Genomic DNA, 18953 nt, shown 5'->3' with positions numbered 1-18953 from the left:
ACGGATGATGCATAGCTCCGGCTCACAACCCGGACTATAACACTGAACCGACCGCATCAAAAAGATTAGTATGTGAAACGCGATAGAAGTTAGAAACCGGATTCATAAATCTGGTTTCCAGGCTCATTCGCTCGCGCGAAGGGAGACCGCCGTATCGAAGAGGTGATCGATGCGGCCCTCGCGCTAAGCCCTAATATACTGATTCTAATGCGTAATCGCGCAGCTATGGTCCTGCACGTCCTCGCCGCCCATGCCGGGCGGTGCGACATCCGTGAGGACGATGAAACCGGGACCGTCGGCGAAATCGGCGCCGACAACCACGAGATTGTGATCGCCCATTTCCTTCGCCGGATCCTTCAATGTCTTGGCAAGCGCCAGGAACGGATTGAAGTCGCCCAATGTCTCGCCCTTGACCCGGACCGCCGTGAACTTGTGGCCGGCGATGGTATCAGGAAGAGGTGCCCAGTCGGTCCCGATCTTGTCGGCATCGGCCTTGAGGGCTGCCCGTGCATCGGCGCTCAGGCAATCGACGTGGATATGCAGCTGGTTCTGCGAGCGCGCCTGCTGCGCGTTGACGGCCAGGCTGAGGCCGTCGCGCGGGAGCGCATGCGGCAACCGGACATTGACATCGGCTCGCTCGGCCCAGGCATCGGCAAAGAAGTTATGCGTTGCAGGATCGAGGAGTGCCGGGCTCTCCATGCCCGTGATCTTGTCGGTCGGAATCAGCAGAACTTGCGCAACGCCCCGCAGATCCTTCAGCATCGCGTAGTGCTCGGTCGTATTCACCGAAAGGCAGGGTGCAGTCTGCACCACGCACTTGTCATGAACGATCTTCCAGAGAACGTCGGAGTCGGCGAAGGCCGACGAGAAAAGGAAGGGGAGGAAGGATGCGGCAAGAGCAGTAACGCGGCGCGAGAATGTCATGGCAGGAAATTTTCCCAGTTCAAACGGTTTGGCATTGTCCGAAATTCTAGAGGGCTTAACACAGGCCTATTAGGCTGATGTGACGGCTTGACGGCGGCAAGTGTCAAATGCGGGCAAGCGCGTGCGGTAGAGATTGCGCGATATCAGCTTCGCTTCATCTTGGGCTAAGGCCGCTTTCAGTTTGGTTGCCTAAATGGCAGGAGCCGGGGAAAACCATGCCTTGCCCCGGGGAGGAAAAGGTCGCTTGCAGTGACCTTCCAAACACCCGCTGCGAGGCGTTCGCAACGCTCGATCGCCGCAACTTTGCGGCAGACAAAAAAGATCAGGAGCTTGAAATGGGTATCGGAAAGCTGATTGAAGAAGTTGCAGGTGCCGTGGCTGCCGACGAGGCCGTTGAGGCTGTCAACCCGAATGCCGGTTTCCTGACGAAGGCCGCTGCTGCCGTCGCCGGCTTTGAAGGCGTCAACAAGCTGACGGACGTGCTGAAGGAAAAAGAACAGGAACCGGCCGCAGACAATAGCGGTGACCAGAACGGCTGACGGGAAGCGGCAAGCACGCCTGCCGAAAAGAGTTTGAAAGCCGGGCATGTCCCGGCTTTTACGTCAGGCCCATTAATCTTCCACCAGTTTTACAGTTTTAGTCTCGGCCTCGACGGCGATAAAGGGGCGAAAGAATCGGGTCGGTTGCAGGATCGAACTGGCGATATTGGCAATGATCGGGCCTGACGTCTCGCTCCTTGCCAGAGCCTCCTTCCAAGCCGGATCAGCCACGAATGCTGCCCATTTCCGCTGGCGCTCCTCTAGCGATTGCCATTCGAGGAAATAGATGAGATCGTTGCTGGACGGCCCGATCATCGTCGTCCAGAAGCCGATGGGGCGGATCCCGAGCCGCTCCCAGATCGCCAGCGTCGCCGTTTCGAAACGCTCCTGGAGCGCTGGCAGCTTGCCGGGCAAGCAAGTATAGATGCGCATTTCATGGATCATGAAAAATCCTCCTTAAGCGAATTCAGAAAAGGCCGAGCCTGTCCCTGAGAGCCCGACTTAAAAGTAGTTGAGCGATAACAGCGGGTTGTGATCCCTTTAGCGCTGAATCAAAATAGGGCTTTCGATGACGTGCGCTACTATTGCTCTATTTGAGCATAACTGAAGCGGGCTTCATGTTTCAAGTGATTTTACGGACCGCGAACGGGCGTTGATCGATCCCATCCCACCGGCCGCAGTGGTGTGCGATCGAGGACAAATAGCACGGGCTCTTTCGGTCCCACCCCTTGCCATCCTCTATCTCGACCGGTTCAAAGCTAGATTCGCCCGGATGTTGGGCTTGACGAAAATAAGCCAGGCATTAATTTAAACGGAGGCGCCTCCGTTTATTCGTGGTGTCCTTCGCTTCCCAATTCAGATGAGCCGACCATGACGTTAGAATTCCACCGGTCTCGTCTTCCTGAAAGAAACCCATAGCAACCGGTAGACCGACGAAAAGTTTCTACTAGATTTCGTAGGTCTCATCTTCGTGACGATGGCAGGAGCTTATCATGACACGAACCATCCATATCGCGCTTGACATCAACGGGCAGCGCCACGAGCTCGATGTCGAGCCGCGTTTGACGCTGCTCGACGCACTGCGTGAGCATCTTTCCCTTACCGGCACCAAGAAAGGCTGCGATCAGGGACAGTGCGGCGCCTGCACCTGCCATGTCGACGGTAAGCGCGTGCTATCCTGCCTGACGCTCGCCGTGCAGGCCGAAGGCCGCGAGATCACGACGATCGAGGGGCTGACCGGCGAGGCCGGTGATCTGCATCCGGTGCAGGCAGCGTTCATCGAGCATGATGCCTTCCAGTGCGGTTATTGCACGCCGGGCCAGATCATGTCGGCGGTTGCCTGCATTCGTGAAGGGCATGTCGGTTCGGATTCGGAAATCCGCGAATATATGTCCGGCAATCTCTGTCGGTGCGGGGCCTATAACAGCATCGTTGCGGCGGTGCGCCAGGCGGCGGAGGTGGCATGATGCGCAATTTCTCCTATCTGCGCGCCGCATCGACGGCGGAGGCTGCCCAGGCGGCGCAACAGGCCGGCGCCATGCTGCTTGCCGGCGGAACGACGCTGCTCGATCTCGCCAAATGTGGTGTCGGCCAGCCCGATACCGTCATAGACATTACTCATCTCTCCGGCATGAGCGGCATCACCGTTACCGCCGATGGTGCAACGATCGGAGCGCTTGCCAGGATGAGCGAAGTCGCCGATCACAAGGATATCCGTGCGGCCTTCCCGGCTGTTTCCGAATCCTTATCTCTGGCCGCCTCTGCCCAGCTTCGCAACATGGCGACAGTCGGCGGCAACCTCCTGCAGCGCACGCGCTGTTCTTATTTCCGCGATCCCGGCGCCTTTCCCGCTTGCAACAAGCGCAATCCCGGTTCCGGCTGTTCGGCGATCGGCGGCGTCACGCGCAATCACGCCGTGCTCGGGACCAGCGAGGCCTGTATCGCCTCCTATCCCGGTGATCTGGCGGTTGCTCTGGTCGCATTTGACGCCGTGGTCGAGACGGATGGCCGCAAGGTTGCCGCCGATGATTTCTTCCTCGTACCCGGCAGCACACCGGACAAGGAAACCGTCCTGCAGCGCGGCGAGATCATCACCGCTGTCACCATTCCTGCGTCCGCCGCCTCCCGGAACTCCACCTACCTCAAGGTCCGTGACCGGCAGTCCTATGAATTTGCTGCCGCGAGTGCCGCGGTCGGTCTGGAGCTCGAAGCCGACGGCAGGACGGTCCGCGATATTCGCGTGGCAATCGGCGGGGTCGCCACCAAGCCCTGGCGGGCGCGTGCCGTCGAGCAGGCGCTGATCGGCAAGGCTCTCGTTCCGGAGGCTGTGGAAAAGGCCGGCAGGCTCGCCATGCAGGGTGCCGTCGATCATGGCGGCAACCATTACAAGATCGAACTCGCGCCGCGCGTCATCGCCCGTGCCATTTTGAAGATGGGAGGTCTCGCATGACCATGATGGAACCCCGCAAACATGGCGACGCTTCCGACGGTACGGTCGGCGGTCGTCAATCGCGCTTCGAAGGCAATATGAAGGTGACGGGTGCTGCGACCTACGCGCTGGAATACCCGGTCGAAAACCTGGTCTACGCTGTCCTCGTCCAGAGTACGATTCCGGCTGGCCGCGTCGTCGAGGTCGACGCTTCGGCAGCACTTGCGATCCCGGGCGTGCTGCTGGTGCTGACACCGGAGGACGATTTCGGTCTCAAGCTTTCGGCTGACTGGGGCGGCAACAAGCCCGCCGACGGCCCCTATTATCCCCTGCCGCGCGAAGTGCAGTTTAACGGCCAGTCGATTGCCGCCGTCATTGCCGAAAGCCGGGAATTGGCGACGGAGGCCGCCAGGCTGGTGCGTATCACCTATGAAGAGAGTAAGCACGTCGCCGATCTCAACGATCCGAATGCGGGCGAAGGCAAGCTCATGGAGCCGCTTTCGGTTGCCTGGGGTAATGCCGAGGCTGCACTTGCCGCTTCCCCGGTGCGGATCGAAGCGGAATATTCCACTCCGCGCGAATATCACGTGGCGATGGAACCGCACGGGCTGACCGCGAAATGGGACGGTGACCAGCTGACCATCTGGGAACCGAGCCAGTGGTCGCATGGCATGGCGCGCATGTATTCCGAATGGTTCGACATGCCCTATGAGAATGTCCGGATCATCTCGCCTTTCATCGGTGGCGGCTTCGGTTCAAAAGGACAGCCGCTCGCCTATGGCGCGGTTGCGATCGCGGCGGCCAGAAAGCTCGGCCGGCCGGTCAAGCTCGCAGTCACCCGGCCGCAGAATTTCACAAGCTATGGCGGGCGTGCTGCAACCCGACAGAAGATCGCGCTTGGCGCGACGGAGGATGGCATCCTGCAGGCGATCGTCCATCGCGGCGCCAGCGAAACCTCGCTCGATGCGGATTGGCCGGAACAGACGGGAGCGGCAACGTCGATCCTCTACAAGGTCGAGAATTTCTCCTCGCAGCATCGCGTGGTACCGGTCAATAGCGTGACGCCCGGCGCCTTGCGGGGACCGGGCAAAAATCCGAGCGCCTACGGTATCGAATGCGCGATCGAGGAACTGGCCTACAAGCTCGGCATGGATCCGCTCGAGCTCAGGCTGAAGAACTATGCCGATCACGACTATCAGTCCGGCAAACCGTGGTCGACACGCCGACTGCGCGAGGCGCTGACCGAAGGTGCGGAAGCCTTCGGCTGGTCGCGGCGCAGCCACGCGCCGCGCTCGATGCGCGACGGCAAGACGCTGATCGGCTGGGGCATCGGCTGCGGCACCTTCCCGGTCATCCGGGCGCCGAGCGAGGCGATGATCCGCATTCTCGGGAACGGCCGGGTCGAGGTTATCAGCGGCGCCATCGATATGGGGCAGGGCACCTATACCATCCTTGCCCAGAGCGCCGCAGAGGTCTTCGGCATCCCCGTGGATCAGGTGGACGTCCATCTCGGTGATTCACGCCTGCCGGGATCGGCGATCGCTGGCGGCTCGATGCTGGCTGGATCGATCATGGGTGCCGTCCACAAGGCAGCGGTCGCGGCTCGCGACGAACTCATCGGCCTTGCCCTCAGCGATGCCAACTCGCCCTTCCGCGAGACGGGCGCGAACACGCTGAACTTCGCCGAGGGGCGCATCGTGGCACCGCGCGGCGAGACGCCATCGCTGACGCTGGCGGAACTGATGTCCGCGCTGAAACGTGAGGAGATCGAGGTCCGGCGCAATACCCTGCCTGACGGCGCAAATGCACAGGAACAGCTCCAGGCATGGACCACCATGGCTAGGGTTCAGGGGCCGACCATGGGTGATTATTCCATGCACAGCTGGTGCGCCCATTTCGCCGAAGTACGGGTCGACGAGGATTTCGGTACGGTGCGTGTCTCCCGCATGGTCTCCGCCTTCGATTGCGGCCGCCTTTACAATCCCAAGCTGGTCGAAAGCCAGTGGCGCGGCGGTATCATCATGGGCATCGGTCAAGCACTTCTGGAAGAGGGGCTGGTCGATCAGCGGAACGGACGCACCGTCAATAACAATGTCGGCGATTACCTCGTCCCGACAAACTCCGACATTCCGGATATCCAGGTGATCTCCGTCGGCGTGCCGGACCATAATGCCTCGGCGCTCGGCGGCAAGGGCGTCGGGGAAGTCGGTATCGTCGGCGTCGCGCCTGCCATCGCCAACGCCGTGTTCCATGCCACCGGCAAGCGTGTTCGCGACCTACCGATCACGCTGGAAAAGTTGCTCTAACCGCAGTTCGGATTGAGCCGCATTGTGTAAATGAATGCGGCTCAAATACCTCAAGCCTATCTTAACTCCGGTGCGTGGGTGTCTTTCAACAGATTTCCTTTCACCGGAGCGTTGCCGGTTTGGCAATCAAAAGGCCGAAAATCGGCGCTTCTTCAGAACGCTCCCTTTTGCCATAGTTCATCGAAAGCGCTCTTGAAAGCGCTGCGAGGCGACGTCATGGCTTACGTAATCACCGAACCCTGCATCGATACGAAGGACGGCGCCTGCACCGTCGCCTGTCCGGTCGATTGCATCTACGAGGGCGGGCGGATGTTCTACATTCACCCGGACGAGTGCATCAATTGCGGCCTCTGTCTTTCCGTCTGTCCTGTCGATGCCATCCTGTGGGACGAGGAAATGCCGGCGGAGCGGCTGTTCCTGCGCGACGTCAACCGCGATTTCTTCGCTGACGGTGTGACCGGCTGGGGCGCCCCCGGCGGCTGGGACAAGAGCCGCACGACCAGCCTCGATCATCCCTTCGTGACGGCTTATGATGGAGCGCCCGAAAATCGCTTGTGATGCAAGGCATGTCTCGATTGGGTCTCGCCGCTGCCCTTTGTGCAGTGGTCGTTGCCTCTCGCGATATCAGGAAATGCCGGGCCAGCTCGCATAATAGGTGCGCGTCGCTTCCGACAATGCGTTGACGAGAGGCCGTTGCCGCTCAAGTCTCGGCAGATCGGCTCTTGCCTGCGCCAGGAGTTCTGTAAGGGCAGCGTCGAAGTCGATGCCTGTCAGTTCGCCCTCGCGCATCACCTCGCGGCCAGCCACGACAAGTCCGCTGGCATATCGCGCGCTCATGCGCGTCAACAGGACCTCCGCTTCGTCGACATCATCGAACAGCGCATCGGCGATTAGAGCTTTATAATCGATGATCGCATAGTCCTCCGCACCCTTGGCATTGATGACCTGCCTCCCAACCCGGATTGCTGCGTCGAATACATTCTCGGCCGTCAACCGTCGTGTCAGGCTACGTCCGCCATGCAGCAGATAAAGGAGACGCATTTCCCGCCAGAGATCCTGATCGTCATCCAGGCCGGTACCGTCGAGGCCTATGGCGAAGGCGGGACCGCCGAGTCCGATCATGGATGCGATCGGAGCGATGCCCGAGCGGAGGCGTAGATTGGCGGTGGGATTGCTGACGATCTGCACGCCGCGCTCGGCAAGCACTTCAAGTTCGTTGGGGCGCAGCTGGACGCCATGGGCGATGGCGAGCCGCGGCGACAGGAAGCCTATTCTGTCGAGATAATTGACGACGCCCTCCGGAAAGCGGCGGTCCAGCCAAAGGCGTTGGCGCGGGCTTTCGAGCAGGTGCATGTGAATACGCCGATCATGATGCGCCGAAGCCTCGGCAATGGCCTCCAGTAGCGCATTGGAGCACCATTGCGGCCCGATCGGCCCATATTGCACATCGACCAGCGGGCTGGTGTTGGCCGCAGCGACCGCCTCGACGGCTGCAAGTTGGGTGGAGATCGAAACGTAGGCCGGAATCGTTGATTCCAACGCCTGCCAATCACCTGCGGACAGAAACGGCCTCAGGCGTTGCGGCCCGCCATCATAGGCCCAGGCATCATGGTCAAGCAGCGGGCAGGAAAGCGCAAGTCGAATGCCGATATCGCCCGCGGCCCGCATGACGGCGCTTGCCTCGTCGACCAGACGATCGACATTGAGAGAATTATGGCAGTGCATCGTCGCGCCGACACCGGTTTTGGCCAGCCGGCCGAATGCGACAAGCGCCTCGAGATAGGGATCTGTGCGCGGCCGCAGCCTCAAGCCCGGTATCCATACCTCAAGCGCGTCGTCGACCGCGCCGAAATCAAGGGTGCGGATGCCGTAGCCATGGTCATGGGCGTTGACGGGCGAGGGCAGGATGAGGTCGCCGGGTTGCGCAGTCGTAGCATCGAACTGCAATGGCAGGTCTGTCAATCTGTCGAAACGTGTGGCCGGGCCATAGCCAGGACATTTGAGCAGGCGGATCTTTTTCATGCTTTTCTCATCTGCTGACGATGGCTCTCAAATCCTCGCCGAACCTGCGCAGCTCGGTATTAAGCAGCTCGATGACTGCTTGGCTGGCATGGGTTAGATGCCGATCGCGCGGCACGAAAACAGCGATATCGACAGTGCTGAGCTTGAAGTCCCGAATCGGGATGGCAACGATTTCGCCCGTCTGGATTTCGGGCCAGAGTCCAACCGGGGTAAAAAAACCAATGCCGTCACCCGACATGATGAGTGGTTTGAGGAGGATCGGATTGTTGGATGCGACCAAGGTTCGCCCTACGCGATTGAGCCCCGCAAGTTCGACTGCTATCGCTGAACTGACGACTTCGCTGTCGAGCGCCAGAAGCAGCTTATATTGGGCGCATTCTGGCAGCGTCACCGATTTCGCCCGCGCCAATGGATGCGATGAAGCGACCATGGCCATGAAGGCTGTGCGGATCGAGCCCACAAGCTTCAGGTCATGTGGGGTCGCAAGGTCAAAGCTGATGCCGATATCAATGTCGCCAGCCGCCATGAAATGGAAAATATTGTTGTAGGCTCCCGCTCGGACGCGAAAATCGACCGCAGGATGCAGCTTATGAAACCTCTTAATGAAATCGGGAAGAAACGTGACGAGCAGGCTGTCGAGGGCGGCGATATGGACGCGGCCCGTATTCTTTCCCTGAAGATCGCCGAGATTGGACTTCATGACCTCGAAGTCCTGCAACGTCTCCTTGGCGTGGCGCAGCACGATTTCGCCGGCAGACGTTAGGCGCAAACCGTCGGAAAAGCGCTCGAACAACGGTGTTCCAAGCTCGTCTTCCAATTTCTTGATCTGGCGGCTGACGGCGGAGGTTGCCACATGCAGCTCTTCGGACGCCTTCCGGATCGATCCGGAGCGTGCGACCTCGGCGAAATACTTCAGGATGCTGGCATGCATAGAAAGCCCTCGGCAATCTCGAAGCTATAGCATGCCTATCTGCCGCGCCAAACGGGCGCCCGCTTCTCGCGGAAAGCCGCCACACCCTCCAGGGCATCCTCGCTTTTCAGCGCCTTGATGAGCGCCGGCGTGCGCAATGCCTGAGCCTCAACCGGGCTCAAATGGGCGGTGCGATTGACCGTCTGCTTGATGGCCCGGAGCGATAGCGGCGCACAGGCGACGATGTCCGAGACCCAGCGATCGACAGCCGCATCCAGCCCTGCGGCCGATACGACTTCGTTGACGACGCCATAACTTGCCATCTCATTCGCACTGAACTGCCGCCCCGTCAGCATAACGGCCATGGCGCGGTTGAACGGGATCTTGCGCTGCAGGAGCACCATGCCGCCATCGAGCGGCATGCGGCCGACGCGGGCTTCAGGTAGACCAAAGCGGGCCGTTTCCACCGCAATGACGATATCGCAGCCGAGCACCATCTCGAAACCGCCGCCCAGCGCGTAGCCGTTGACGCGGGCGATGACCGGCACGTCAAGCGAGCGGCGGAAGGCGAGGCCGCCAAAGCCGTTTTCCCGGCCGACGGTCCAATAATCGACGCCGGAACTGCCGCTGCCGCCCTTGAGGTCCGCTCCTGCACAAAAGGCCTTCTCGCCGGAACCGGTCAGGACGACGCAACTGATATCGTCACGCTTCTCGATCTCCGCCCAGATCGACTCAAGTTCGGCTTCCGTCTCGGCATCGACGGCGTTCATCCGGTCGGGCCGATCCAGCGTGACGCGGGCGATGCGGTCCTCTACGGTGAAGGAAACGTTCATGCCGCGTCTCCCTGCACCTCGGAAAGCGAAGCCAGAATCTCGTCATTGTGCTGACCGAGCTGCGGCGGAGAAATCCGCACGGTCACCTGCGCGGCCGACATGTCGATCGGCGAGCCGATCAGCCGGATCGGACCGGCTGCGGTCTCGCCTGCCTCGAGGATCATCTTGTTGATGATCGTCTGCTCGTCCTTCAGTGCCTCGGGGAGTGAACGCACCGGCGCGCAGAGGATGTCGACGCCTTCCAGCCGTGCGATCCAATGCGCGGTGCTGTTCTTGGCGAAGTTGTCGCGGAAGATCGCCTGCAATTCCGGTCGCCGTGCCATCTGCGCATCGAAATCCTTGTAATGCGGATATTGCGAAAGGTCCTCGATCTCAAGCGCCTCGCAGATATCGCGCAAGGGGTTCTGCTTGAAGGCGCCGACCATGACGATTGCGCTGTCCGTCGTTTCGAAGACGCCCGTCAGCGGGAAGGCGCCCCAGTTCAGATCCTTCTGGCGCATCAGATGCGTCGTGCCTTCCTGCATCTGCATGGCGATCATGGAGTTGTAGAGGCTGACGGCGACCTGTTGGCCTTCGCCGGTCTTGTCGCGTTGCAGAAGCGCAAGGAGAATGCCTTGGACGAGATGCATGCCGGCCGAGTAATCGGCAAGCGGTGTGGCATAGATTGAGGTGGGGTGGCTGTTGTCGGACTTGCGGCGCATGACGCCGGAGACGGCTTGCGCCAGCACGTCCTGGCCGCCCTTGTGCTGGTAGGGGCCGGTCAGCCCAAAGCCGGTGCCGACGGCGTAGATCAGCCGCGGATTGATCTTCTTCAAGTCTTCATAGCCGAAGCCCATGCGTTCCATCACGCCTGGCCGGAAGTTGTTGACGACGACGTCAGCCGTTTCGAGCAGTGCCTGGACGGTCTTGCGGGCGCCGGCATCCTTCAGATCGAGCGCCAGGCTCTTCTTGTTACGGTTCAAGGAGCAGAAAACCGGGTTGTTGAGCCCGTCCGGATCGGAGCCCAGCGACCAACGGGAGAGATCGCCGATCTTCACCTTTTCGATCTTGATGACTTCGGCGCCGTAATCGGCCAGGACCTGCGTGCAGGAAGGGCCGAGCATGACTTGTGTGAAGTCGATCACGCGGATTCCATCGAGTGGCAAGGTCGTCATTCTGCAGCCTCCAAATATGTCGCGTTCTCCGAGGGAATGTCGCCGGGATCGGCGCCCTGGGCCCGCATCTGTTTCTGAATTGCCCTGATATCGGCCTTGCGAACGGTCGTACCGGCATTGAGGGCAACCGTTGCTGCAACACCCGCCGCTTCGCCCATCGCCATGCAGGGCGGGATTTCGCGGCTGGATTTCTGCGCCTGCGGCGTTGCCGAATAATGCCGGCCGGCGACGATCAGCTGATCGATCTCCCTCGGCAACATGGCGCGGTAGGGCGTGTAGTAATCGCGGCCGCGGCAGACCGTGTCGGCAAAATGCCGCCGGGTCATGACGTCGTCCTTCGTCACGACATAATCTCCCTGCAGCAGCCGCGTCTGGCGCACGCCGGTCTGCGGTGCGAAATCGACGACATAGGCATTCTCGAAGCCCGGCATCTTTTCCCGTGCGAAATCGAGCAGCTTTGCGATCCTTGAGCGGCCTTCCATCTCCGCCTTGGTCAGATCCTCAACCTTCAGCCCGCTCAGCGTCGGCATATGCGGGCAGTTCAGCCAGACGACGCCGGGCAGCGGTGTCTTCAGCCACCAGAAGGACCAGCAGCCGCCGATCAGTCGCTTGGCTTCATGATCGAGCGCCTTGAAGGCTTCCGGCTCCTGCTGCTCGAAACGCTCCGCCGCTTCCGTATCGACGCCGCCCCAGCGCGAGACCGTCGTCAGGATGAAATTGGATTCGACATGGGAAGCTCCCGCGCTTGCGGCGACATCGAGATCGCCCGTCGTGTCGATGACGACATCGCCGAGGATCGCCTGCATGCCTTCCTTGGTCTGGCAGATCACGCCCTTGATCGTGCCGCCCTCGACGATTGCCGAGGAGAACCAGCTATGGGTCCTGAGCTTGATCCTGGATTCCGCGATCATGTCGTAGGCGGCGCGCTTAAAGGCGTCGGGATCGAAGGCGGCCGAAAAGCAGATCGGATGCGGCATCGACTGGGTGTGGAAGTCGAAGAGGCCCCAGCGCGCCCAGCGCTGCCAGGCCTCCGGCGTATCGCGGAATTCGATCAGGCGATCGCGATCCGTCGGGGTCACGCACAGTCCCCAGCGCTTCATGCGCTCGATCATCTCCATGCAGATGCCGCGCACGGTGATTTCAAGCTCGTTGATCATGTCGTCGAGCACGAGCACCATGCCGCCGGCGGCAAGTCCGCCGACATAGGGATAGCGTTCGAGAAGCGTGACGCTGGCGCCGTTGCGTGCGGCCGAGACGGCTGCGGCAATCCCTGCCGGGCCACCGCCGACCACGACCACATCGGAGCGATCGACGACACGGATATCCCGTGCAGGCTGGTGAATAACCTGTTCCATTGGTGTTCCCTCGATGTTTTCTAAGCTTTAGTGCTGTCCAGACGGCTTCCAGCGGATCATCCTCGCCTCGGCGACCGAGACGATGAAGAAGAGGATCACGGCCAGCAGCGCGGCAATGACCACCGTCGCGTAAAGCAGCGGCGAGCGGAAATTATAGGTCGCCTCAATGATGAGGGCGCCGAGCCCGAAGCTGGAGCCGATCCATTCCGCGACGATCGCGCCCATGACGCTGCTCGTTGCGGCGATCTTCAGCGCGGCGAACAGGAATGGCAGCGAGCTTGGCAGGCGAACCTTCCACAGGATCTCCGAATTGCTGGCCGAAAGCACCCGCATCAGGTCGAGCATGGCGGGGCTCGCGGAGCGAAGTCCCTGCACCATGTTGACCAGCGTCGGGAAGAAGCAGATCAGGCCGGCGATGATAATCTTCGGGGCAACGCCATTGCCGAAGATCAGGACGAGGATCGGCGCCAGCGCGATGATCGGGATCGCCTTGACGAAGACGGCGATTGGATAGAAGGCCTTTTCGGCCGTCGCGCTATGGACGAACCAGATCGCCAGCAGTATGGCGACGAGATTGCCGAAGACGAAACCGAGAACGGCCTCGAGCACGGTCGGCAGGAAGTTTCGCATCAGTGTCGCGGCATTCTCGCGAAAGGCGTAGAGCACATCGAGCGGGCTTGGCGCCATGAAGGTCGGGATCTTGAAGATCCAGATGACCGCCTGCCAGAGCACGACGCAGCCGAGTGCCGCAAGAATCGCCGGCATATGCGAGGAGAGAACGCCGACGGTTGCGTCGAGGATGGCGACCTTGCGCGGCGCCTTGGCGATGTGGCCGATGTCGGAGTGCACGGCGTTGCTCATATGCATTCCTCCAGCAGCGCGCGCAGATGCGCGGTCACCTTGATGAAGTCGACCGTGTCGCGCATCGCAAGAGCGCGGGGATAGGGAAGATCGACCTTCATGAACTCTTTCACCCGGCCGGGGTGGGCCTGCAGCATCAGCACGTGCTGACCGAGGAAGACCGCCTCCGGAATCGAATGGGTGACGAAAACGATGGTCGTGCCCGTTTCGCGCCAGATGCGGAGCAGTTCCTCATTGAGCTTGTCGCGGGTGATTTCATCCAGAGCGCCGAAGGGTTCGTCCATCAGCAGGATGCGTGGCTTTGTTATCAGGGCACGGGCGATGGCGACGCGCTGGCGCATGCCGCCGGACAATTCGTGCGGCAGGGCATTTTCGCGACCCTTGAGGCCGACGAGGGCGAGCAGCTCCATGGGATCGTAGGAACTCTTGTCGTGCTTGCCGACTTCCAGCGGCAGGCGGACATTGTCGATGACACTCCGCCACGGCAAAAGCGTTGCCTCCTGGAAGACGAAGGCAAAATCGCGACCCTCACGTGCCTCTCGTGGCGACCGGCCGAACACCGAAACCGACCCGTCGCTGATATGGACAAGATCGGCGATGCAGCGCAGCAAGGTCGACTTGCCGCAGCCGGATGGCCCGAGCATGGTGACGAACGACCCCTCGGGAATGTCGACGGAGACATTGGAGAGAGCGGTGAACTCGTTACCCTTGTCGCCGAAGCGAATGTCGAGATCGCGAATAGAAACCGCGAGCCTCGTCGTTTCGGCTGCTGGTAGCGGCTGTTGCTGCTTGATGGTAGCGGCGCTCATCATGGCATTCATCCGATCTGCTTACGGATTTCGGTCGTCGCGTCGAGGATCGCCATGGTGGCGACGTCGTCGACGGTGGGTGTGGTGCCTGTGAATTGCTTGAGATCGGCATAGGCCTTGATCTGGGCCGCCCAATTGTCCTTGTTCATCGCACCCCAGCCGGTCTGCTTGGTGCTATCGCCGAAGGAGAAATCGATGACCGGGTGGACGGCCTCGAGCTCGCTGGCCTTGTCGAGGTTGGGATAGGCGTCGACGAGCATGTCGACCGCCTCTTCCGGATGGTCGCGAACATAACCCCAGCCCTTGGCGGCGGCCGTGGTGAAGCGCACCAGCACGTCGGAATGCTTGTCGAGCTGTTCGTCGGTCGTGTAGTAGACGTTGGCGTAGAGCTGGAGGCCTGCATCCCAAAGCATCATATCGACACGCTCGCCGCCGAGCACCTTTAGCGCATTGGTGTTCGTCACCCAGCCGGTAACGGCATCGGCCTGGCCGGTGATCAGCTGGTTCATATCTGAACCCATGTTGACCATCTTCACCTTGTCTTCCGGAATACCGTTTTTGGCCAGCAGCGCGCGCAGCAGGATGAAGGCGGTCGGCTGCGTGGCGATCGTCTTACCGATCATGTCCTTCGGCTCGCGGATCGGTGCCTTCTTCAGCGAGAAATACGTAAAGGGATGCTTACGGTATCCGGCCAGAAACGCCTTGACCGGCATGCCGGCCGAGCGGGCGAGCATGACGGACGGGCTGGAGGAAATCTGCCCGATGGTGGATTGGCCTGCTGCAACGCCGGCGACGCCATCGACATTCGGGCCGCCGGGGACGATGGTGAGATTGATGCCCTGCTCGGTGAAGAAGCCGTTCTTCTGTGCCGCGACTTCGCCGATGAGTCCGTTGGAAGCAAGCCAGCCGAGCTGCATGCGCACTTCGGCAACATCGGCGGCCTTGCCCGCGCGGATGCCGACGAAGGTCTGTGTCGCGGCGAGACCTCCGACCAAGGCGGCATTGGACAGGAAACGGCGACGATTCATCATGAATTGAGACATGCTGATAGTTCCCCTGTTGATTGGGCGACCGGACTTTTCGTCTCGTTATCCACCAATGTCAGGGATGATGGGGGAATTCAGCGTTCTAATAAAGAACAATTATGCGTACTATCGATTGCCGAAAAGGCAACGGTTAAGATGGCGCAAGTCATGCCTTAGCTGCTGTGTTCGTCGGGAGAATGCAGCCGCCGACGATCGGCGGACTTTGCGAGATCGGCGGCGAATAATGATGCATCAATGCTGTATGGGATATTCGAGCTGCAGCGCGACGATATCGGATGTTCGCGTGCCATACCGCGCGGTAATCTCGAACAGCGCCTGATCCAGCGCCTGCGCGGACGGGCGCGCGGGAACCGTCACGACCGAGGCATCGGTATGGGTCGAAAGGTCCGGCACGAGCACGAGGCCGTTGCGCGAACGGATGGATTGGGCCGGCTCCGCAATGACAGCCTTCGAACGATAGGTTCTCGACCACGCATCCGCTGTCAGCGCCAAAGCGATTTCATCGAAACCGTCCTGCACGGACAGGCGGATGATCTCGTGGTTCCAGAAGGCAAGGGTGTTGCCGGCAAAGCGCCAGAGGCGGCTCGTTGTCATGTGAAACGGTGTGGAATCATGCGCGCTGCTCCAATCGATGACACTCAGCCGGGCGGCGGCCGAGCGCGCCTTCTGCGCGCCAGCAATGGCCTCCACCAGAGTCAGGGAAGCGGGGATCGATGCCGTGACGCCCGCGGTGCTCATGACATTGCCGTCGACGATGTAACGCTGGTTATGAACCCACTCTGTCCGCGGAAAGTTACGGCGGATCTTATCGAAGGCGTACCGATGGGTGGTGGCGCGCTTGCCGTCGAACACGCCAGCCCTTGCCGCAAGCCAAGCGCCCTCAAAGATCGAAACGACCATTGCACCCTTCGATGATTGCTCACGAATCCAGGCAATGACGTTGCGGCTGTTGTCATCATGCATGGCGGGGACGATTATGATGTCGGCGCCTTCCGGATGCTCACGGTCAAAGTCCGGCATTACCGCGTCCGGCTTGATTTTCAGCGCCGGCATGAGGTTCACGATGCCGGCCTGGGTCGAGACGATCGTGACGTCAGCGACACCGGCACTGCGCAGGACGCCATAGGGGATGACGAGATCGGTCGTCTCCGTGCCTCGGTTGTCGGCGGCGATTGCGATGAGGGGCCGTGTCCGTCCGGCTTTGAACGTCGGGAGCCGGATGGCATTTTCTGCCGCTGTTGCAGGTCTCTCGAAAGGGAAAATCGCAATGCAAAATGCGAACAGGGTGAGAAGGAAGGTTTTGAGAGGATGGCGATCCATGGCACGTGTCCGGATTTTTGATGTCATGCCCTCGGAAATATTTGGTTCGCAGGCTGGCGAAAATGACAAAGATATCGCATTTTCCGCCAATGCAGGATTCTGGACATTCCCCTCGGCGCATCGTCGTTATCGGCTATGACGGTGTTCAGGCGCTCGATATCGTCGGACCGATGGAGGTCTTCGCGATGGCGAACTTCCATCTGGCGAAGGGGATGCCGCCTTATGAGGTGCTGCTCGCTTCTCCGGCCGGCGGGCTGGTGAGGAGCAGTTCCGCTGGTGGATTGGTCTTCGGCGAAACCGTAAGGCTTGAACGACTGCCTGCCGATCTCGATACGATCATCCTCGCCGGCGGCAGCGAGGATGGGCTTCGGCAGGTCATATTTCAAACGGAGCTGCTGGTCTGGCTGCATTCGCAGGCGAGGTCTACCCGGCGCATGGCCAGTGTCTGCACCGGAGCCTTCATCCTCGCGGCCGGCGGCTTCCTCGATGGCAGACGAGCGACCACGCATTGGAATTCCTGTTCCCTTTTGAAAGAGTTGCGGCCTCAGATCGAGGTCGAGCCCGATGCCATCTTTGTGGCGGAGCCGCCTGTCTTCACCTCGGCCGGCATCACGGCTGGCATCGATCTATGTCTGGCGCTGGTCGAGGCCGATTGTGGTCCGAAGACCGCTCTTGCCGTTGCGCGACAGATGGTATTGTTCATGCGCCGGCCGGGCGGTCAGTCGCAGTTCAGCACGGGCCTCGCCCTTCAGGCGAATGCGACGCCGCGCCTGCGGCAGCTCTTGAGCGAGATCATCGATGATCCGACGGGAGATCTATCGGGACCTGCTCTTGCCAGCCGGGTCGGCATGACGGAGCGCACCTTTTCGCGCAGTTTCCGAAAGGAAACCGGAACAACGCCGGCGCAATTCGTCGAAGCCGCTCGGCTGGAGCGGGCAAAGGGCCTTCTCGAAAGCTCTGATTGGCCGCTGGCCCGTATCGCCGAGCGTTCGGGCTTTTCAAGCCTCGACACTCTGCATAGGACCTTTCTCAAGCATCTTGCCATAACACCCGGCTTTTATCGGGCTCGTTTTGGCACATGCGCCTGACGACAAGGTCAGCCTCGTCACTCACATGTCGACTCATGCCGTGCTGGAAAAAACTTCTCTTCTTTCGTCGATAGAGAATATCGATTGGGAGCTAAGCTCGCGCATCAGCCGCCATATTCGATGATCTCAAGTCCGGCGTTGTAATCCGTCGCATAGATCAGGCCCCTAACATCGACGAAGACATCGGCGGACTGGATGACTTTCGGCCGGCCGGGCCGGCGGTCGGTCATGGCGGTCGGGCCTGCGGGCACGAGAGCGCCCGTTTCGACCGGACGATAGGGGTCGGAAATATCGAAGGCGCGAATGCCGGCATTCTGCCAAGTCGCAAAGATCAGGGTCTCGGAGACGAATGAGCCAGGCCGGTTTTCGTGCAGATTGTGCGGTCCGAAATGACCGCCCTTCTTCGTATAGTCGATTTCGGCCGGGATCGGGAACGTCGAGATGCTGATCGGATTTTCGGGCACGCGGATATCGAAGATCCAGGTATGTTTCCGACCGTCCTCCTCATTGTCCAGCACGGCTTCATCCGCCACGACAAGAAGATCTCGGCCGGGAAGCGGCAACGGCGAATGCGTGCCGCCGCCATAGGGCGGGCACCAGTTATGGTGTTTGATGAGCCGGGGAGCGGAATGGTCCTTGATGTCGAGGAGCGTCAATCCGCCATCGCGCCAGCAGGCATAGGCGGTGTCGCCATGGACAAGCGCATGGTGCAGGGCATAGCGTTTGCCGTCGCCCCAATCCGGTGTTTCTCCCGCCGCCCTGTTCATGCCGGGAAGCCACCATTGGCCGACAAGTTCGGGCCTGGTCGGATCGGCCATGTCGATGGTCACGAAGATATAGTCGGTAAAGCCGTCGAGCAGCGCCGAGGCATAGGCATAGCGGCCGCCGACATACCAAAGCCTGTGAAAGCCGACGCCTTCGACATCCAGTTGACCGATCTCGCGCGGCCGGTCGGGAATGGAAATATCGAACACGCTCATGCCTGCGGTCCAGGCGCGCTCACGCTTTCTGGAGGCGACCGTCTCGCCGACGGACCGCGTGTAGTAGGCCTTCTCGTCCGTGAAGGTTTCCACGTCGGCAAAGAGATCGAGCGCGTTGATGACCAGCAGCAGGTCCTCATGCGTCTGCAGATGGATGTTCCAGGTGTTGGCTGGCGCCGGCACGTAATTGACCGTCTGCGGATTTTTCGGGTCGCGTACGTCAACGATCGAGAAGCCCTGCGACCAGGGATGGGCGACATAGGCGTAGCCTCGATGAACCATCAATTGCAGCCCATCGCCACGGCCGCCGATATCGCTATGGCCGATCAGTGTCATGTTGCGGGCAAAGTCGGGTTTGGGCAGGTCGGTGGACGCCAT

Annotated in this window: 18 protein-coding genes; 6 read left to right on the top strand and 12 right to left on the bottom strand. The window is 60.7% G+C overall.

Features of this window, described 5'->3' with window-relative positions; all coding sequences use genetic code 11:
- Positions 1 to 204 precede the first annotated feature (204 nt).
- Positions 205 to 924: a CDP-diacylglycerol diphosphatase gene (locus PH562_RS17210; RefSeq protein WP_285174307.1), complete on the bottom strand. Its 720-nt coding sequence runs from the start codon at positions 922 to 924 to the stop codon at positions 205 to 207.
- A gap of 335 nt (positions 925 to 1259) precedes the next feature.
- Between PH562_RS17210 and PH562_RS17205 the strand changes: the two genes are divergently transcribed.
- Positions 1260 to 1463, top strand: coding sequence for a hypothetical protein (locus PH562_RS17205; RefSeq protein ID WP_113228875.1), 204 nt, complete (start codon positions 1260 to 1262; stop codon positions 1461 to 1463).
- Between the two features lie 72 nt (positions 1464 to 1535).
- Here PH562_RS17205 and PH562_RS17200 read toward each other — a convergent pair whose 3' ends face one another.
- Entirely contained in the window at positions 1536 to 1907 is a 372-nt protein-coding gene (locus PH562_RS17200; protein ID WP_113228424.1) for an NIPSNAP family protein, read from the bottom strand.
- 548 nt (positions 1908 to 2455) lie between these two features.
- Between PH562_RS17200 and PH562_RS17195 the strand changes: the two genes are divergently transcribed.
- The 4 genes from PH562_RS17195 to fdxA all read left to right on the top strand — a co-directional run bounded on the left by PH562_RS17195 (position 2456) and on the right by fdxA (position 6755).
- Positions 2456 to 2929 (top strand): (2Fe-2S)-binding protein, encoded by a 474-nt coding sequence (locus PH562_RS17195; protein WP_285174306.1) that lies wholly within the window; start codon positions 2456 to 2458, stop codon positions 2927 to 2929.
- Positions 2929 to 3912, top strand: coding sequence for an FAD binding domain-containing protein (locus tag PH562_RS17190; RefSeq protein WP_285174387.1), 984 nt, complete (start codon positions 2929 to 2931; stop codon positions 3910 to 3912). The genes PH562_RS17195 and PH562_RS17190 overlap by 1 nt, the downstream gene beginning before the upstream one ends.
- On the top strand, positions 3909 to 6197 hold the full coding sequence (locus PH562_RS17185; RefSeq protein WP_285174305.1) for a xanthine dehydrogenase family protein molybdopterin-binding subunit: 2289 nt from the start codon (positions 3909 to 3911) through the stop codon (positions 6195 to 6197). The genes PH562_RS17190 and PH562_RS17185 overlap by 4 nt, the downstream gene beginning before the upstream one ends.
- Before the next feature lie 216 nt (positions 6198 to 6413).
- Positions 6414 to 6755: a ferredoxin gene (gene fdxA, locus PH562_RS17180; protein WP_095437155.1), complete on the top strand. Its 342-nt coding sequence runs from the start codon at positions 6414 to 6416 to the stop codon at positions 6753 to 6755.
- Positions 6756 to 6821: 66 nt separating this feature from the next.
- Here the strand turns inward: fdxA and PH562_RS17175 are convergent, their stop codons facing one another.
- From PH562_RS17175 to PH562_RS17135, 9 genes are all read right to left on the bottom strand, one after another.
- Positions 6822 to 8219 carry an amidohydrolase family protein gene (locus PH562_RS17175; RefSeq protein WP_285174304.1) on the bottom strand — a complete coding sequence of 466 codons (1398 nt, stop codon included), beginning with the start codon at positions 8217 to 8219 and terminating at the stop codon, positions 6822 to 6824.
- A 7-nt stretch (positions 8220 to 8226) separates the two neighbouring features.
- A complete protein-coding gene (locus tag PH562_RS17170; RefSeq protein WP_285174303.1) occupies positions 8227 to 9150 on the bottom strand; it encodes a LysR family transcriptional regulator in 924 nt (307 codons plus the stop codon).
- A 35-nt stretch (positions 9151 to 9185) separates the two neighbouring features.
- Positions 9186 to 9962 carry an enoyl-CoA hydratase-related protein gene (locus PH562_RS17165; RefSeq protein WP_285174302.1) on the bottom strand — a complete coding sequence of 259 codons (777 nt, stop codon included), beginning with the start codon at positions 9960 to 9962 and terminating at the stop codon, positions 9186 to 9188.
- Entirely contained in the window at positions 9959 to 11116 is a 1158-nt protein-coding gene (locus PH562_RS17160; RefSeq protein ID WP_285174301.1) for a CaiB/BaiF CoA transferase family protein, read from the bottom strand. The genes PH562_RS17165 and PH562_RS17160 overlap by 4 nt, the downstream gene beginning before the upstream one ends.
- Complete coding sequence (locus PH562_RS17155; RefSeq protein ID WP_285174300.1) at positions 11113 to 12471, bottom strand: FAD-dependent oxidoreductase; 1359 nt, start codon at positions 12469 to 12471, stop codon at positions 11113 to 11115. Before PH562_RS17155 ends, PH562_RS17160 begins: the two co-directional genes overlap by 4 nt.
- A gap of 27 nt (positions 12472 to 12498) precedes the next feature.
- Entirely contained in the window at positions 12499 to 13332 is an 834-nt protein-coding gene (locus PH562_RS17150) for an ABC transporter permease (RefSeq protein WP_285174299.1), read from the bottom strand.
- Positions 13329 to 14144 carry an ABC transporter ATP-binding protein gene (locus PH562_RS17145; protein ID WP_285174298.1) on the bottom strand — a complete coding sequence of 272 codons (816 nt, stop codon included), beginning with the start codon at positions 14142 to 14144 and terminating at the stop codon, positions 13329 to 13331. Before PH562_RS17145 ends, PH562_RS17150 begins: the two co-directional genes overlap by 4 nt.
- Before the next feature lie 5 nt (positions 14145 to 14149).
- Positions 14150 to 15184, bottom strand: coding sequence for an ABC transporter substrate-binding protein (locus PH562_RS17140; RefSeq protein WP_285174297.1), 1035 nt, complete (start codon positions 15182 to 15184; stop codon positions 14150 to 14152).
- A gap of 234 nt (positions 15185 to 15418) precedes the next feature.
- On the bottom strand, positions 15419 to 16507 hold the full coding sequence (locus tag PH562_RS17135) for a DJ-1/PfpI family protein (protein ID WP_285174296.1): 1089 nt from the start codon (positions 16505 to 16507) through the stop codon (positions 15419 to 15421).
- Positions 16508 to 16569: 62 nt separating this feature from the next.
- On the opposite strand from PH562_RS17135, the gene PH562_RS17130 reads away from it, so the two are divergent.
- The gene (locus PH562_RS17130) at positions 16570 to 17595 is read left to right on the top strand and encodes a GlxA family transcriptional regulator (protein ID WP_285174295.1); all 1026 of its coding nucleotides are present in this window, start codon (positions 16570 to 16572) and stop codon (positions 17593 to 17595) included.
- Between the two features lie 104 nt (positions 17596 to 17699).
- Here PH562_RS17130 and PH562_RS17125 read toward each other — a convergent pair whose 3' ends face one another.
- Entirely contained in the window at positions 17700 to 18953 is a 1254-nt protein-coding gene (locus PH562_RS17125; RefSeq protein ID WP_285174294.1) for an LVIVD repeat-containing protein, read from the bottom strand.

Source organism: Rhizobium centroccidentale, from assembly GCF_030182565.1.
Lineage (GTDB): Bacteria > Pseudomonadota > Alphaproteobacteria > Rhizobiales > Rhizobiaceae > Rhizobium.
This window is presented reverse-complemented; position numbering and strand designations above follow the sequence as displayed.

Bases quoted from the DNA above. Each gene is read 5' to 3' on its own strand.
- PH562_RS17210 (WP_285174307.1), bottom strand. From the start codon at position 924: ATGACATTCTCGCGCCGCGTTACTGCTCTTGCCGCATCCTTCCTCCCC.
- PH562_RS17205 (WP_113228875.1), top strand. From the start codon at position 1,260: ATGGGTATCGGAAAGCTGATTGAAGAAGTTGCAGGTGCCGTGGCTGCC.
- PH562_RS17200 (WP_113228424.1), bottom strand. From the start codon at position 1,907: ATGATCCATGAAATGCGCATCTATACTTGCTTGCCCGGCAAGCTGCCA.
- PH562_RS17195 (WP_285174306.1), top strand. From the start codon at position 2,456: ATGACACGAACCATCCATATCGCGCTTGACATCAACGGGCAGCGCCAC.
- PH562_RS17190 (WP_285174387.1), top strand. From the start codon at position 2,929: ATGCGCAATTTCTCCTATCTGCGCGCCGCATCGACGGCGGAGGCTGCC.
- PH562_RS17185 (WP_285174305.1), top strand. From the start codon at position 3,909: ATGACCATGATGGAACCCCGCAAACATGGCGACGCTTCCGACGGTACG.
- fdxA (WP_095437155.1), top strand. From the start codon at position 6,414: ATGGCTTACGTAATCACCGAACCCTGCATCGATACGAAGGACGGCGCC.
- PH562_RS17175 (WP_285174304.1), bottom strand. From the start codon at position 8,219: ATGAAAAAGATCCGCCTGCTCAAATGTCCTGGCTATGGCCCGGCCACA.
- PH562_RS17170 (WP_285174303.1), bottom strand. From the start codon at position 9,150: ATGCATGCCAGCATCCTGAAGTATTTCGCCGAGGTCGCACGCTCCGGA.
- PH562_RS17165 (WP_285174302.1), bottom strand. From the start codon at position 9,962: ATGAACGTTTCCTTCACCGTAGAGGACCGCATCGCCCGCGTCACGCTG.
- PH562_RS17160 (WP_285174301.1), bottom strand. From the start codon at position 11,116: ATGACGACCTTGCCACTCGATGGAATCCGCGTGATCGACTTCACACAA.
- PH562_RS17155 (WP_285174300.1), bottom strand. From the start codon at position 12,471: ATGGAACAGGTTATTCACCAGCCTGCACGGGATATCCGTGTCGTCGAT.
- PH562_RS17150 (WP_285174299.1), bottom strand. From the start codon at position 13,332: ATGAGCAACGCCGTGCACTCCGACATCGGCCACATCGCCAAGGCGCCG.
- PH562_RS17145 (WP_285174298.1), bottom strand. From the start codon at position 14,144: ATGATGAGCGCCGCTACCATCAAGCAGCAACAGCCGCTACCAGCAGCC.
- PH562_RS17140 (WP_285174297.1), bottom strand. From the start codon at position 15,184: ATGTCTCAATTCATGATGAATCGTCGCCGTTTCCTGTCCAATGCCGCC.
- PH562_RS17135 (WP_285174296.1), bottom strand. From the start codon at position 16,507: ATGGATCGCCATCCTCTCAAAACCTTCCTTCTCACCCTGTTCGCATTT.
- PH562_RS17130 (WP_285174295.1), top strand. From the start codon at position 16,570: ATGACAAAGATATCGCATTTTCCGCCAATGCAGGATTCTGGACATTCC.
- PH562_RS17125 (WP_285174294.1), bottom strand. From the start codon at position 18,953: ATGGCGTCCACCGACCTGCCCAAACCCGACTTTGCCCGCAACATGACA.